Origin of the sequence: Streptomyces sp. NPDC002566 (genome assembly GCF_042889585.1) — a bacterium.
Classification (GTDB): domain Bacteria; phylum Actinomycetota; class Actinomycetes; order Streptomycetales; family Streptomycetaceae; genus Streptomyces.
Genome location: NZ_JBIARD010000012.1, coordinates 34,501 through 49,813, shown reverse-complemented (window position 1 = coordinate 49,813; position 15,313 = coordinate 34,501). Strand labels below are relative to the sequence as shown.

The 15,313-nt window shown below is 72.9% G+C and carries 12 protein-coding genes; 4 read left to right on the top strand and 8 right to left on the bottom strand.

The annotated features are described in order from the left end of the window. Positions 1-22 precede the first annotated feature (22 nt). The 4 genes from ACFYXA_RS33465 to ACFYXA_RS33450 all read right to left on the bottom strand — a co-directional run bounded on the left by ACFYXA_RS33465 (position 23) and on the right by ACFYXA_RS33450 (position 5,936). Positions 23-928: a S1 family peptidase gene (locus ACFYXA_RS33465; RefSeq protein WP_389040035.1), complete on the bottom strand. Its 906-nt coding sequence runs from the start codon at positions 926-928 to the stop codon at positions 23-25. A gap of 439 nt (positions 929-1,367) precedes the next feature. Beyond that, positions 1,368-2,339 (bottom strand): LLM class flavin-dependent oxidoreductase, encoded by a 972-nt coding sequence (locus tag ACFYXA_RS33460; protein ID WP_389040032.1) that lies wholly within the window; start codon positions 2,337-2,339, stop codon positions 1,368-1,370. Between the two features lie 41 nt (positions 2,340-2,380). Further along, on the bottom strand, positions 2,381-4,138 hold the full coding sequence (locus tag ACFYXA_RS33455) for an FAD/NAD(P)-binding protein (RefSeq protein WP_389040029.1): 1,758 nt from the start codon (positions 4,136-4,138) through the stop codon (positions 2,381-2,383). Between the two features lie 583 nt (positions 4,139-4,721). Continuing rightward, positions 4,722-5,936, bottom strand: a complete 1,215-nt coding sequence (locus ACFYXA_RS33450) for a DUF5685 family protein (RefSeq protein WP_389040026.1) — start codon at positions 5,934-5,936, stop codon at positions 4,722-4,724. A gap of 325 nt (positions 5,937-6,261) precedes the next feature. Between ACFYXA_RS33450 and ACFYXA_RS33445 the strand changes: the two genes are divergently transcribed. Then, on the top strand, positions 6,262-6,699 hold the full coding sequence (locus ACFYXA_RS33445; RefSeq protein WP_130444025.1) for a cell division protein SepF: 438 nt from the start codon (positions 6,262-6,264) through the stop codon (positions 6,697-6,699). Positions 6,700-6,735: 36 nt separating this feature from the next. Here the strand turns inward: ACFYXA_RS33445 and ACFYXA_RS33440 are convergent, their stop codons facing one another. Next, a complete protein-coding gene (locus ACFYXA_RS33440; protein ID WP_352250496.1) occupies positions 6,736-7,908 on the bottom strand; it encodes an acyl-CoA dehydrogenase family protein in 1,173 nt (390 codons plus the stop codon). A gap of 241 nt (positions 7,909-8,149) precedes the next feature. Then, positions 8,150-9,775 (bottom strand): MFS transporter, encoded by a 1,626-nt coding sequence (locus ACFYXA_RS33435; RefSeq protein WP_352250498.1) that lies wholly within the window; start codon positions 9,773-9,775, stop codon positions 8,150-8,152. A 270-nt stretch (positions 9,776-10,045) separates the two neighbouring features. On the opposite strand from ACFYXA_RS33435, the gene ACFYXA_RS33430 reads away from it, so the two are divergent. Next, complete coding sequence (locus ACFYXA_RS33430; RefSeq protein ID WP_389040019.1) at positions 10,046-11,248, top strand: hypothetical protein; 1,203 nt, start codon at positions 10,046-10,048, stop codon at positions 11,246-11,248. 201 nt (positions 11,249-11,449) lie between these two features. Then, positions 11,450-12,478, top strand: a complete 1,029-nt coding sequence (locus ACFYXA_RS33425) for a phosphatase PAP2 family protein (RefSeq protein WP_389040016.1) — start codon at positions 11,450-11,452, stop codon at positions 12,476-12,478. A 100-nt stretch (positions 12,479-12,578) separates the two neighbouring features. Here ACFYXA_RS33425 and ACFYXA_RS33420 read toward each other — a convergent pair whose 3' ends face one another. Together ACFYXA_RS33420 and ACFYXA_RS33415 are read right to left on the bottom strand one after the other, a co-directional pair. Continuing rightward, positions 12,579-12,794, bottom strand: coding sequence for an I78 family peptidase inhibitor (locus ACFYXA_RS33420; protein ID WP_352250503.1), 216 nt, complete (start codon positions 12,792-12,794; stop codon positions 12,579-12,581). A gap of 445 nt (positions 12,795-13,239) precedes the next feature. Further along, positions 13,240-13,992: a transglycosylase family protein gene (locus ACFYXA_RS33415; RefSeq protein ID WP_389040012.1), complete on the bottom strand. Its 753-nt coding sequence runs from the start codon at positions 13,990-13,992 to the stop codon at positions 13,240-13,242. A 518-nt stretch (positions 13,993-14,510) separates the two neighbouring features. Here ACFYXA_RS33415 and ACFYXA_RS33410 point away from each other — a divergent pair. Continuing rightward, positions 14,511-15,290, top strand: a complete 780-nt coding sequence (locus ACFYXA_RS33410; RefSeq protein ID WP_351097619.1) for a hypothetical protein — start codon at positions 14,511-14,513, stop codon at positions 15,288-15,290. Positions 15,291-15,313 lie beyond the last annotated feature (23 nt).

The window sequence follows — 15,313 nt, the reverse complement described above, 5'->3', positions numbered from 1 at the left end:
CGGGCCGCTGCCGCCGGCCGGTCTAGAAGACGCTGACGCCGTAGGCGTTCAGGGCCTCCACCACGGGCTGGAAGAACGTCGTGCCGCCCGAGGTGCAGTCGCCGCTGCCGCCGGAGGTCAGACCGTAGGCCACGCCGTTGCTGCCGTAGAGCGAGCCGCCGGAGTCGCCGGGCTCGGCGCAGACGTTGGTCTGGATCATCCCGTAGACGACGTCGCCGCCGCCGTAGTTGACGGTCGCGTTGAGCGCGGTGACGCGTCCGCTGTGGGTGCCGGTGGTCGAGCCGTCGCGGTAGACGGTGGTGCCCACGGTCGGGTTGGCCGCGCGGGTGATGTCGACGCCGCCGGCGGTGCCCGCCTTGGCGATCGAGGTGTTGGAGTACCGGACGATGCCGTAGTCGTTCGTCGGGAAGCTGGAGCCCGTCGTCGGACCGAGCACCGTGCTGCGGCCGGAGTTGGAGTACCACGTGCCCGCGCCGTCGGTGCAGTGGCCGGCGGTCAGGAAGTAGTAGTTGCCCGCGCTGTCACGGACGTTGAAGCCGAGGGAGCATCGCCAGCCACTCGTGTAGATGGCGTCGCCGCCCTGGATGTACTTCTGGAACCGGCCTTCGGTGCGCTTGATCGTCAGCGCGCCGGCGTCGGCGCCGGCCTGCTTCTTGATCTTCGCTATCTCGGCCTGGGACACCGTGCTGTCGGCCGTGACGACGACACGGTTGGTCTTGCTGTCGACGGTCCAGGCGGTGCCCGGGACGTCGGCCTTGAGCACCGCGCCGCTGACGCTGCCGAGTTCGGCGGCGCTGAAGGTGGTGACGTCCGCCGCGCTCGCGTGGGGGATCGCGATGGCGGCCGCGGCCACGAGCCCGGTGGCGACGGCGGTCAGCCGGGTCCGTCTGGTGATGCCGCTGGTGGGGGTGGTGCGCTTGATCCTCACGTTTCGTTCCCTCCCAGGGGAAGTCGGGGGCCCGCGTGGGGTCGGGGCCCGTGAGGCGCAGTCAGAGGGCGCTCGAACGTCCGCAATCCGGACAGATAATGCCCCTGACAAGCGCTGAGGGGGAGTATTCGGCCGAACGGACGGTCGACGCAAGGGTGCCTTTCGGCCGCCGCCCCGCGCACCGGCCGGGTGCCGGGCCCGGGTGACGATCGCTCACATCAGGGCGCGCACCTCCGCCTCGGCACGGGCGGCTCTCACCGTTCGCCGTGATCGTCACCCCGTCCTCTTCGGCCACCCACGTCCCGGGAATGTCCGGAAGTCGTCCCTCCGGATGATCGCCCGGCGGCCGGTACGTGCTGTCGGTACCGGTGTGCGCGTCCGCCGGCGCGGGCTTCTCCACGGTGGAACGCGTCCACCGGCTCGCGCGGCGGAAGTGGGTTCATGCGGCTCCCCTGGGCGCCGCGTACCGGTGGGCGGGGCGGGTCAGGCCCAGGTGCTCGCGGAGTGTGCTGCCCGGGTAGAAGGTGCGGAACAGACCGCGGTGCTGGAGCAGCGCGACCGTGCCGTTGACCAGCCGCTCCAGATCACGGCGGGGTTCGACGGGGGTGAGGTGGAAGCCGTCGGCGGCCCCTTCCCGGTGCCAGGTCCCGATCAGTTCGGCGAGGTCGACGGGCCCGCCCCGGTACAGCGGGCCCAGGTCGCTGTACCGGGGGCCGCCTCCGCCGTGGCCCGGTTCGGCGGCGTGCTCGCCCTCCCCGAGGTCGATCAGCAGACCGGCCAGGACGCGCAGGGAACCCGGGTCCCGCCCCGACTCCGCCGCGGCGGCGCGCAGTTCCTCCCGTACGGCGCGGGCCCGGTCGGCGTTCGCCGCCCGCACCAGGGCGACGTCGGCGTACCGGGCGGCGACGGCACGGGCGTGGCCCTCGGTCGCGTCGACGACCCGCACGGGCCGGCTCGACACGGCCTCGCTCCCCCAGCCGCCCCGGCCGGCTCCGGCCGGTCCGCTCGCCTCGCCGGCGCCGACCGCTTCGGCCGCGTCCGCCTCGCGCCACAGCGCCTCCAGCGGCACGGGAGCGGAGCCGTCCCCGGCCGCGGGCGCGTCGAGCCGCCAGCCGGCCCGGCCCCGGCTGATCCGGTCGAGGGCGGCCACGGCGGCGACGGCGGCCCGGACGCGCAAGGGCCCGGTGTGGGCGGGGACCAGCCCGACGCGGTGCGTGACGGCCGCCGCCCGGGACAGCACGGCCGACGCGTCGGTCCCCGGGCTGCCGGGACAGTCGTCCAGCGTCACGAAGTCGAGCCCGCCGCGCTCGGCGAGCCGCACCAGTTCGACGTGGCGTCCGGCGTCGGCCGCCTCCGTCTGGTCCACGGCGGCGGCCAGGTGCAGCAGGCCCCGGCCGGGTATGGAAGTCATCTCGGAGTACCCCTTCGGTCCCGATGTGGTCGGTCGGCGGCTCACGCGGCGGCGCGCAGCCCCAGGTCACGCAGGAAGGCGAGGGCGGCCCGCGCGGTGGCGTCGTTCTGCCGGAACGCGGGCCCGCCGGTGCGCGGCCGGGTGAACGCGCCCGGCGTGCGCCCGTCGGTGTGCGGCCCGAGCGCGAAACGCCGCGGGTGCGGCCGGCCGGACCGGTCGAGGATCCGTCCGTCGGAGCGGTCCACCCGCAGCAGCCCGTCCGGCGTCTCCGCGGCCCCGTCCTCGTGCAGTGCGCGCAGCAGCGCGTCGCGGGCGCGCCGTACCGTCGGCTCGGGCAGCCGGGCCTCCACCAGGGCCCGCGCCTCGACGGTGAAGCCGGGCACGCTGGGGCTCGACGCCCGGAACACGCCGTCCTCGGCCCGTACGGCCATGTCCGCGCCGACGAACCTCACCACCCCCGCCCGGGACAGCGCGAGCAGTTGCCGCAGCCTGGGTCCGGGCGGCCCGGAGGCCAGGTAGCTGAAGAATCCGTGCCACCAGGGCCCGATGCCCCCGAGCCGCACCAACTGGCCGTAGACGGACAGCAGCGCCAGGAAGACGGCCAGGTCCGTGCTGTGGGCGGCGTCGTGACGGCGGCTCAGGTCGCTCTCCACGTACTCCCGCAGCGCCTCCTGAAACTCCTCGGAGGAACCGTGGCGCACCCCGTCCAACGGCCTGTCCAGGGCGTCCAGGTCGAGCCGGTCGCGCGGGTCGGGCACCGCGGACGCGACGAGCGCCTCGCGCTCCACGGCCCCTTCGGCCGCGGCGTACTTCTCCTCGAAGTCGGCCCAGGCGAGAGCGGTCCGCTCGGGGTGGGCGGTGAACAGCCGGTGGTAGTGGGCGAACCCCAGCTCCTTCTCCACCAGCGGCCACACGTCCCGCCGGAAGTCGAACCCGCCGGGCCGCGCGAGCAGCCCGTCGATCTCGGCGGGCCCCAGGAACCGGGGCAACGGCGGCCGCTCCCCGCTCCAGTCGTAGCCGATCTTCGCGTGGTACGGCACCCCGCGCCGCGAGCCGACGTACAGCACCGGCTCACGACCGGAGGGGATGTACGCGTCCCCCTCGTACCGCCCGCCGCGCCCCTCGGTGAGGAGCACCATCAGGTCCACGAAGGCGAGTCCGAAGCCTCGCACCAGGACGGGTTCGCCGGGCCGCAGCGCGGACAGGTCGCTGTCGGCGGTGAAGTCCGGCGGCAGGTGGACGAGCCCGTGTTCGTCCGCGTACGACGCCAACGCGCGCTGCTCGTCGTCGGGTTCGGAGTCGAGATGACCGAGGGCGAGGACCACGAGGTCGGCGAGGAGCGGCCGGGGCCTGCCCTCCAGCCAGACCTGCTGGCGCCCCTCGCGCGGCCCGCCGACCCGCACCGCACGCCGTCGGTGGTAGTGGACGGTGACCTCGGCGGGCAGGGCGGCGACGGCCTGCTCGTGTACCCAGCTCAGGTAGGAGCCCTGGAGCTGACGGTCGGCGAACAGCCGTCCGTCGACGCCCGCCCACTCGTGCAGGGTGGGCCCGGGGCGCACGGGCCCGGCCATGTCCACGGTCTCGTCGGTGAACATGGTGACGTCCTCGGCGTGCGAGTTCATCAACAGCAGCGGCGACTGCGCGGCCCGCCAGATGCGTCCCGCGCCGGGCGGATGCGGGTCGACGAGATGGAGGTCGAGGCCGGAACCGGCGTACAGCTCCGGCGCGTTGGCGGCGATCCGCTCGACGAGTCCGGTCCCCCGCGGTCCGGCTCCGACGATCACCAGCGACGGCCTCATCGTGCGGCTCCGCCGAACGGGCGCTCGTGCAAGGCTGGTTCGGCGGGGAGGCGGCCGGGGGCCGGCGGAAGGACGCCCCGTGCGGTGACCGGCGCGGGAGAGGGTGGAGGAAGGGCGGCTGAGGACATGCGAAGGCTCCGTGACGGCAAGTCGGACGGGTGTCCCTCCCGCCCGGCGGAGCCGGGAACGGTGAGGGCTGGTGCCTTCACACCGGTGCGCCGCGCGGCGCGCTACGGCCGAGCCCCTCAGCAGGGCCGTCCCCCGAGACTACGGCGGCGTTCGCCCTCACTGTCAAGGCTGTCCAGAGTGTGAGCCGTACGTCTCAGTTCGTTGACGGGACATCGGATGCCTGCTCCACTTGGCCCATGCATCCGCAGCAGTGGCTGGTCACCCGCTCCCACATCGACTTCGGTCGAGTGTGGTCCTGTTCCTGTTGAGCCGACCCCCTGCCGCCCCGCTCCCGGGGCGTCCCCGGCGTTCAGCCGCCTGAGTTCACCCCTTCGCCTTCACCCCGCGCGCCTTCCCCTCCCTCAGCGCTCTCCGCCCCGCCCCGGGACCCACCCGCGGGCGGGACGCGGCCGTGTCAGCAGTCGCAGCCGCAGCCGTCGCAACAGCAGCCGTCTCCGCACTTCCCGCAGCAGTCACAGCAGTCGCAGCAATCCGAGCAGTCGTCGCAGTCGCACCTTTGGCAATAGCCTTCCTTGGGCTCCCGGGTCCAGGGGCCTTCGTGCTCGCCGCAGCACAACTGGCACGTGCAGGCGAGGCCCGCCCAGACGACGCACCCGGCCAGCAGGCCGCGCCGGTCACGGCGCGGCGGCTCCGGCGGCGACGGCGGCCCGCCGGGCCCGGCCGGTGCGAACGGGTTGCCCGGCGGCGGCCCGAACTCGCCGTCGACACGGGCGTGCCCGCACGAAACCGTGCCGAAGGCGCGGTGAACGGCGTTGCCCAGCTCGTGCACCAGCAGCACATGGGCCAACTTCGCCTCCGCGCCGGGCTTGTCCGAGCCCTTCCCGGGCGCCCACTCGACCTCGCGCAGCGCGAGCCGGATGCCGTGCACGGCGTCGTCGGCGAGCCGCCGCGCCTCAGGCAGGGACGTCCCGGTCGCGGTGAGCGGGTTCCACGCGCCCGCGGCGGCGTCGGCCTCCCGGTCCTCGACGGCGTCCAGCAGATGCGCGAGCCGCCCGAAGAGCCGGCCGGCCTCGGCGAGCGGTTCCGCGTTGCCCGGCCGGCCCGCCAGCACGGCGGTGTGCGCGAAGGCCGCCGCGGTGGCCGTCTCGGTCGGTTCGGTGACGGTGAGCAACGGCGTCCCGGGTCCGGCGAGCGCCTCGACGCCGGTCTGCCGGTCCACGGCGTCGACGAGGACGGCCGTGTCGAACCCGACGGCTGATCCGGTGCGGGCCCCCGCCGCGCCCCAGCCCGCGGCCACCCGGCGTGCCGCCGAGGCCACCGGACGGCGGGCCAGCAGCCCGTCCCCGTCGGCCACATGGTCGCGCACCTTCGCGGAGGCCAGCACCAGGGACACGGCGGCCGCGAGCCGCGCGCCCTCGCCCCGCGCCACGGACGCCGTACGCATCCCGCGCAACGGGCAGGGCCCCGCCGTGCGCCGTGCCCCTTCTCCCTGCCCGGCCTGAGCCTCCGTCAGGACGGATATGAGCAGCCCGTCGTAGTTGGTGACGACCCGGGCGAACTGCCCGTGGTCCTTGCGCAGCGCGAGGCACAGTCCGCACAGATGCGCCATCCACTGGGCGCTGAGGCCCTCCCCGAGCCGGTGCCGGCACGGCCTGACGATTCCGAACACGCTCGATCCCCCGTGATCCTCGGTGCGTTGAGTGACGCCGAACCGTGCGCATCGTAGCCGTGGGTGACAGGCGGCCACGGCTCGCCCCTGTTCACCCGTACGCTCCGCCCGTCACCCGGTCGCCGAGAAGAATCATATTTCACTCTCAGTCAGCATCGGTGTGGGACGGGACCCTTGGGGCACCTGGACTCTCGACGGATCGGCTGTGCACCAGTACCGTCACAAACCCCCCGCGCGGCGTCTATCCACTTGGCGCGACATCCGCATCATGGACGACCATGGGGAATGCGGAAAGCAAGAATGACCGCAGTGAGAGGAGGCGTCCATGGGATCGGTACGCAAGGCGAGTGCCTGGCTTGGCCTCGTCGACGACAACGATGACGAGCGTTACTACGACGACGACTATTCCGAGGGGACCGACTCCGGCGACGCCTGGGTCACCGACCCCCGGGTGAAGGTCGCCACCGACTCGGCCGAGGAGAGGGGCCGCCGGATCGGCACCGTGACCCCGGACAGCTTCCGGGACGCGCGGGCGATCGGCGAGCTGTTCCGCGAGGGAGTCCCGGTCATCGTGAACCTCACGGCCATGGAGGCCGGCGACGCCAAGCGCGTCGTCGACTTCGCGGCCGGCCTGATCTTCGGGCTGCGCGGTTCGATCGAGAGAGTCTCCACCCGGGTGTTCCTGCTGACCCCGAACAACACCGAGATCGTCAACGGCGACCCGGCCTCGCACCGGTCGGACGGGTTCTTCAACCAGAGCTGAGGCAGGGCCGCTCGCCGGCCCTGCCCCTGCCGGGGGTCAGCGGAAGGCGTCGAGCCCGGTGAGCGCCTTGCCCAGCACCAGCTGGTGCATCTCGACCGTGCCCTCGTAGGTGAGCACCGACTCCAGGTTGGTCGCGTGCCGCATGACGGGGTACTCCAGCGAGATCCCGTTGGCCCCGAGGATCGTCCGCGCCGTACGGCAGATCTCGATGGCCTCGCGTACGTTGTTGAGCTTGCCGAAGCTGACCTGCTCGGGACGCAGGCGGCCGGCGTCCATGCGCCGCCCGAGGTGATGGGCGAGCAGGATCCCCTTGTGCAGCTCGACCGCCATGTCGGCGAGCTTGGCCTGGGTGAGCTGGAAGCCGCCGATCGGCCGTCCGAACTGCTCCCGTGTCCTCGCGTAGTCGAGCGCGGTCTCGAAGCAGGACCGCGCGGCTCCCATGGCCCCCCACACGATCCCGTACCGGGCGTGGGACAGGCAGCTCAGCGGGCCCTTCAGCCCCACCACCCCGGGCAGCACGGCGTCGGCGGGCAGCCGCACGTCGTCGAGGACGAGCTCGCTGGTGACGCTGGCCCGCAGCGACCACTTGTGCTTGATCTCGGGGGCGGAGAAACCGGGGGCGTCCGTGGGGACGACGAATCCCCGGATCCCTTCGTCGGTGTGCGCCCACACCACGGCCACGCCGGCCACGGAGCCGTTGGTGATCCACATCTTGCGGCCGGTGAGGATCCAGTCCGAGCCGTCCCTCTTGGCGTGGGTGCGCATGGCGGCGGGGTCGGACCCGTGGTCGGGCTCGGTCAGCCCGAAGCAGCCGATGACCTCGCCGGCGGCCATGCGGGGCAGCCACCTCTGCTTCTGCTCCTCGCTGCCGAAGCGGTGGACGGCGTACATCGCGAGCGAGCCCTGCACGGAGACGAGCGAGCGGATGCCGGAGTCGGCGGCCTCCAGCTCCAGGCAGGCCAGCCCGTACTGCACCGCGCTCGCGCCGGCGCACCCGTACCCCTCGAGCGACATCCCGAGCGCCCCGATCCCGCCGAGTTCGAGGGCCAGCTCGCGGATCCCGGGCAGCTCCCCCTTCTCGTACCACTCGGCGACGTACGGCAGCACCCGGTCCGCGGCCCACGCCCGCACGGTGTCCCGCACGGCGAGATCCTCGGAGTCCAGCAGCTCGTCGACGCCCAGGGGATCAGCGGGATCGAACGACACCATGACGACACCCTCCACCAGCCCAGGAAAACTAACACCGCTAGTCTCGCACCCCACCCCAACACCCCACCAGCACCCACCACCCGCACCCGCCGACGGCGAGCGCGCCCCACGGGCGACGTTTCACCTCCGGGGGAACGGTCACTCCCGCCCCCCCCCGGCCACACCCACCACCCGCCACCCGCACCCGCACCCGCCGACGGCGAGCGCGCCCCACGGGCGACGTTCACCTTTCAGCCGGCGGTCATGGGCGGCGCGCGGGTGGGGAAACTCCCCCGAAGCTCAGCGCAGCGTCCCCCGCGTCCCGAGGCGCCGGCACCTCCACCGCGGGCGCCTCGCACTGCATCACCCGCGGCAGCCGCAACGCGATCACCGCCCCCAGCAGCAACAACCCCGCGCTCACCAGCAGCGTCACATGCAGCCCGTGCACGAACGAGTCCCGGGCCGCCCGCCGCAGCGCCTCCCCCGCCGGCCCCCCGAGCCGCGCCGCCACCCCGTACGCCTCCCCCAGCGAATGCCCCGCCGCCGCCGACGCGTCGGAGGGCACCCCCGGCACCGACGACAACCCTGGCGCGTACGCCGCGTTCATCACGCTGCCCAGCAGCGCGATCCCGATCCCCGCCCCCAGCTGGTACGACGTCTCGCCGATCGCCGCCGCACCCCCCGCCTGCTCCGGCGGAGCCTCGCTCAGCATCGACTCGTACGCCGCGAACAGCGTCGTCTCCAGCCCGAACCCGAGCAGCACGAACCCGAACAGCAGCAGCCCGGCGTTGTCCGCCTGGCCCATCGCGGTGAGCGTCACCACGGCCGCCGCCGTGAGAACGAACCCCGCGCACACCATCCGCCGCGGCCCGAACCGCCGCAGCAGCCGCGCCCCGGCGAGCCCCGCGGCCATCGCCGCGAAGGTCAGCGGCAGCAGCCGCAGCCCCGTCTCCAGCGGCGACAGCCCCAGCACGAGTTGCAGGTACTGCGCCGCGATCAGTTCCAGGCCCACCAGCGCCAGCATGGCCAGCACGATGCACCCCACCGACGTGCTGAACGCCGGCCGCGCGAACATCCGCAGGTCCACCAGGGGATGCCGGCGCCGCCGCTGACGCCGTACGAACAGGACGATCAGCGCCGCGCCCGCCACCAGCGGCGCCACGGTCAGCGCGCCGAGCTCCCCGCCGCCCAGCCGCTTCACTCCCAGCACCACGCCGAACAGTCCGGCCGCCGCAGTCAGCGCGCCGACGACGTCCCACGGGCCGTCCGCCGCGCCGCGCGACTCGGGCAGCAGCAGCCGGCCCACCGGCAGGCTGACCAGCATCAGCGGGATGTTGACGAGGAAGACCGAGCCCCACCAGAAGTGCTCAAGGAGGAAGCCGCCGAGCAGCGGCCCGACAGCCGCGCCGACGGCGGCCACCGCGCTCCAGACGCCGATCGCGAGCGCCCGCTCCCGCCGGTCGGGGAAGACCTGCCGCAGGATGGACAGCGTCGCCGGCATGATCATCGCGCCGCCCACGCCGAGCAGCCCGCGCGCGACGATGAGCATCTCGGCGGTGTGGGCGAAGGCCGCGATCGCGGAGGCGACGCCGAACAGCGCGTAGCCGAGCAGCAGGATCCTTCTGCGGCCGACCTTGTCGCCGAGGGTGCCGAACAGGATCAGCAGCGAGGCGCAGACGAGCGGGTAGGTGTCGACGATCCAGAGCAGCTCGATCGCGCCGGGCCGCAGGTCCTCGGTGACGGCGGGCACCGCGACGTGCAGCACGGTCGCGTCGACGGCGACCAGGAGCAGGCTGACGCAGAGCACCAGGAGCACGACCCAGCGGTTGGCACCGGCCCCGGCCGCCCGACGGCGCAGCCCGACGGCGGCCGTGGTCGTCCCGGACATGTACGTACCTCCCAGGTGTTTCCTCGGATTCGCCTCGGGTTCGGCGGTCTCGCGGGGGTGCGGCCTCCCCGCGACCCGGCCGGAGAGGAGCGGTGGTCTCCGGCCCGCGCTGCGAACGACGAGTATTCGCAGCGTACGCGAGTTCACGCGCCGGCCACGTGGCGGACCTCTCAGAGGCCGGGGGGACCTGTGTGGTGTACGCCACGTGACGCGACCGCCCTCAGGCCACGGCGCTCCGCCGCTCTGCCCGCCCGGTCGATAATCGGGCGCGTGACGGAACTCGAAGTACCCACGACCGCCCGGGCGCCTCGGGCGGCGGCCGCCGGCTCGGCGTCCCTGCGCCGGGCGGCCCCGGCTCTGCTGGGGTACGCGGCCGTCCGGATCCTGTGTCTGCTCACGCTGGCCGTGTGGAGCGCGGCGCGCGGGAAGAGCGCGTACACGCTGCTGACCGCCCGCTGGGACGCGCTCTGGTACACCCGGGTCGCCGAGCTGGGGTACGGCTACGAGGTGCGCCTGCCGAACGGCGACGTGCACTCCAACCTGGCCTTCTTCCCGCTGCTGCCATGGCTGGAGCGTCTGCTGCACGCGGTGACGCCGCTGTCGTACGCCGACGCCGGCTTCGTGGTGTCCCTGCTCGCCTCGCTCGCCGCGGCCTGGGGGATCTTCGCGGTCGCCGACCACGTGTACGGCGGTCGGTACGGCCGTGGGGCCGGGGTGTGCGCGGTGCTGCTGTGGGCGGCCCTGCCGGTGGGGATCGTGCAGTCGATGGCGTACAGCGAGTCGCTGTTCACGGCGCTGGCCGCGTGGTCGCTGTACGCGGTGCTCACCGGCCGGTGGGTGACCGCGGGTCTGCTGGCGTCCGCGGCCGGGCTGACCCGGCCGGTGGGGCTCGCGGTGGTGGCGGCCGTTTGGGTGACGGGTGTGCTCGCGTTCGCGAGGGAGCGCGGCGGAGCGCGTACCGGCGCTCGCGCGGGGCGTGCACGGCGCGCCCTCGGGCTCGTCCTCGCTCCCCTCGGCACCGCCGGTTACGTGCTGTGGGTGGGCCGTCGCACCGGCGGGGGCGTGTTCGGCTATCTCGACGTGCAGGCGGGCTGGCGCAACGGCTTCGACGGCGGCTACGCCTTCGCCCGCTTCGTCGCCGACAAGTTCACGGCGTTCCCGTCGGCCCTCGCGGGGCTCGGCCTGGTGGTCGGGGTCGCGCTGCTGATCCGGCTCTACGTCGTCTGCGTCCGGCAGGGGCAGCCGGTCCCCCTGCTGGTGTACACGGGCGTGGTCCTCGCGCTCGCCCTGTGCGCGTCGAGCTACTTCGGCTCGAAGCCGCGGCTGCTGATGCCGGCGTTCCCGGTGCTGTTCCCCCTCGCCCTGGCCCTCGCCCGGCTGCGGACGCGGACGTCGGCCCCGGTGGTGGGCGCCGTCGTGGCGGTGGCGGCCGCGTACGGCGCGTGGTGGCTGAACGGTTCCGGTCCGCCGTGATCACCGCGAATCGATCAGGCTATTTATAAGTTTCCTAAAACAACCCTCCAGAACGATCAAAAGAATTGAAGGGGATGACCGGACGGGATTACGTAATCCGTAGGAATATCGGCCCCGTTGAGAGCAATCCCACATCACATCGTCATCACAAACCCGTGGAATCGGCCGGGAACAGAGATCACTCGCTGTAACGTCGATTGGGTGCGTACCGAACCAACCCCCACCCGACGGCTGGACCGGGTGTTCGCCAGGCTCGACCGAGAGCCCGAACGCCCGTCACACATCGATGTGCCGAGGATGAGCCGGCACAGGATCGTGCTGTTCTCGGCGACCCTGGCCTTCTACCTGGCGATCGTGTGGCTCGTGGTGATCACGTCGTGGCTGGTCCGCCTCGACTGGCAGGTCATGTTCTTCCGGCCGTACCAGCAGTGGTCGGGGATCCACTGGTTCGTCGACTACTACGTGGTCCTCGGCCAGCGCGGCCCGACCGCGGTGATGGTCGCCGCCTGGCTGGGCTGGAGATCCTGGCGGCAGCACACCCTGCGCCCGCTGCTCACGCTGGGCGCGTCGCTGCTGCTCCTGAACATCACGGTGGGGGCCGCCAAGATCGGCATGGGCCGCCTCGGCCCGCACTACGCCACCACGATCGGCTCGAACGAGATGGGCCTGGGCGGCGATATATTTCCCAGCGGCCACACCGCCAACGCGGTCGTGACCTGGGGAATCCTGGCCTATCTGGCCTCCACCCCGAGGGCGCGGCGCTGGCTGTCGGCGCTCTCCGCGGTGACCTCGCTCGGCGTCGGGCTGGCCACCGTCTACCTCGGCACGCACTGGCTGAGCGACGTGGTCCTCGGCTGGGCCGCGGGGCTGCTGATCCTGCTCGCGCTGCCCTGGTTCGAGCCGCTGATCGCCCGCTCCGAGGTCCGCGTCTTCGAGCTGCGCGACCGCTGGCGCGCCCGCCGCAGGGGCAGGGCCACCCTCCCGGCGCCGGTCCCCGTGCCGGTGTCGCTCACCGCGCGCACCGCGACCGCGGACGAGGTGCAGGTGTCCTGCGACGCCTCGGGCACGACCCGTTCGCCCAGGTCGACGCTGCATCTGGCGCCCGGGGCGCACGGCATCCGCTCGGAGCGCGCTCCGTTCAGCCCGGCCGGCAGCCGCCGCCCGCCGCACGCCGACCGCCTGCCGCGCGGGGCGACCACCTCGGCGGCCCGCCCGGTGACGGGCGGCTGACGGCCCACGCGGGCGCCGGTACGCACCTCGCGGCCCGCACGGCGAAGGCCCCGGTTCCTCGTCCAGGAACCGGGGCCTTCGTGGTCTCGGCGGAGGCGGCTCAGCCCTTCCAGGCGCGGTTCACCAGGCCGTCACTCACTTCGAGGTTCAGCCGGCCCGCGCGGTACTCCATGGTGATGACCGTGCCGGGCGCGAGCGAGCGCACCGTCGTCCATCCCCGTTCACGGGCGAGCCGCTCGGCGCTCTCGGCGTCGAGGCCGACGTATCCGTCCGGGCTGTCCTGGGGCTCCTCCACGGGAGCGGGATTCGGTGCCATACCGCCCACGCTAGGCGGAGCGCGCTCCTGCGGGAAGCCCGGACAGCCAAGCCCGGACCGGAGATGTGGATCACCCCGGTCACACTTCTGTCACAGGACCACGACACACGTTTGAGACTTCGGGAATCACCTTGCGGGGCACTGGCCCGTCACCCGTACGAGCGGTTTCCTGCGCCTTTCACGCCTATTCGAACGCAATTCCCGCGCGTCACCCGGGCGCCCCTGAAAAGGCGGCGGAAAGCGCCCGGAGAACCGTCCCGCCGAGCCCGTTCCCCTCACATTTCACAGCCCTCGCCGACGCCTTCCCGCCATGGGAAATGCACGGCTCCCTCACATCTTGTCCGTACTTCCCCCGTCGGAGCGGGTGACGGCGCGAGCGTCCGGCGACCGGCGAGCCGGGACAGCCCCGCCCGGTCGGGGCGGGGCCGGTGGGACGGAAGCCGGCTCAGAAGGCCAGGCGCAGGCCCGGCATGATCAGGTCGGGGTCGCCGCCGATGGCGTCCTTGTTGGCGGCGTAGAGCCGCTGCCAGGTGGTCCCGTTGCGGGCGGCGATGACGCTGAGCGTGTCCCCCTCGCGGACGGTGTAGTCGCCGCCGCGGGAGCTGCCGCGGCTGCTGTGGCCCGACCCCGTCGAACGCTGCGGGCTCTCCGCGCTGTGCGACTTCTCCGAGCGCTTCGCCGAGCCGCCGGCGGACGACGAGGAGGAGTACGAGGAGTTCGAGGACTTCTTCGACTTGTAGCGGTGCTCCTTGGTGCCGGACGAGCCGGACCCGGTCGAGCCGGAGTCGCCCCCGTGGGACGAGGGAGCGCTCCCGGACGCCCCTGCGCGCCCGGAGCAGACGGGCCAGGCGCCCCAGCCCTGGGAGCGCTGGACCTTGGTGGCGACGGAGATCTGCTGCGACTTGCTGGCCTTGTCGGCGGTGGAGGCGTACTGCCCACCGCCGTACGCCCGCCAGGTGGAGGCGGAGAACTGCAGTCCGCCGTAGTAGCCGTTGCCTGTGTTGATGTGCCAGTCGCCGCCGCTCTCGCACTGGGCGATGCGGTCCCACACCCCGCTGTCCGCGGCCGCGGCGTTGCCGCTCGCTGCCAGCAGGCCGAGCGGGGCGAGGAGCGCCGCTCCTGCGATGACCGCCGTCGTCCGGGCCTTGCCGGCGCCGGTGCGGGTGGTGGAGCGGGTGTTATCGGCACATTCGGACATGTAGATCCCTCTCTGCGGACCCGGGTCTCCCCCGGAGCGGGGCGCACCGTCCGCGCAAGGACGCGGTGGTGGCGCTCCGCCCTGTCCGCCGGCGGTGGTGCTGCGCTGTCCTGCTCTGCGCGGCCGGCGGACGTTCCCGGGCGGTGCTAGCTGCACACGGCGGAGGAATCTATGGACTCTGACGGTTCGTTAACAACCAACTGAAGGTTTTCGCAGGCCAGTTGATGGTTACCTTAGGTAACACCCTCGATTGAACGCACCACTTAATGCGTTCATGTCGCCATACGCCCGCCATGCCGCCCATGATGTCTGTGACTCAGCTCACGGAACCAACTTCCGTTGCCATCCCGTTACTTGACACTGAGTGTTCGATTCCGCACACCTCGTGACCGTGTGCGCGGGGCGGTTCGATTCGCTTGGGCCGACAGCGTGACTCCCGCCACAGATCCGCCGTTGTCTTCTGCATGAGCCGGGGACTCACCCGGCCCGCCAACGCACCGCATCCGAGGGAGCCACCCGTGCCGCGCATGCTCGACGTCAGCGACGAGGTACGCGCCGAGATCGGCGACGAAGAAGCCGACCGGCTGCTCACCGGAGAGAACGCCCCGGGCAGTTACGACTGCACGTCCTGCCGCACCCCGGGCGACTCCGCGCACGAGCGCACCAGCACCGTCCTGTTCATCGGGGACGAGACCGCCGTCCTCGCCTTCGCCCACTCCACCTGTCTGCCCTCACAGGTCGTCCAGGTCACCGAGGAGCAGCTCCAGGGCGCGGTCCGCTCCATCAGCGGCGACGCGGCCCGGGTTCCCGCGCAGGCCGCGCCCGAGCAGGCCGTCCTCGGGGTCACCAGCGGACTCGTCCTGATCGCCGGGGAGTTGCACCCCGCCCTCGTCGTCGAGCCGACCACGCCGATCGCACGCCCGGGCTCCTCCGGCCTGGGCGACGACTTCCTGCCGCTCCTCATCGAGCAGGGCTTCATGCCGCTGACCGAGCTGTCCGAGGCGCCCCCGGTGCAGCACGGCTGGTCCGTGCTGCTGGCGATGGGACAGCTGCACGCCGTCCTCCAGCCCTCCGCGGGCGGCGGCCAGCCGGTGGCCTGGTGGCAGGCGCACCAGCCGCTCCAGGTGACCGACGGGTGGCGGGCCGCCGCCAACAAGCACCAGCAGGTGCTGATGTTCGCCGCGCCGGCGGGCTCCATCGGGCGTCAGCCCCGGGAGGACCTGCTGCGGGACGCGCTGGACAAGGCGGCGGCGGGCGGCAAGCTCGTCGGCGCGGCCCTGCCGCTCGCGGGCACCTGAGCCGGGGGGCCCTTCCGCGCATC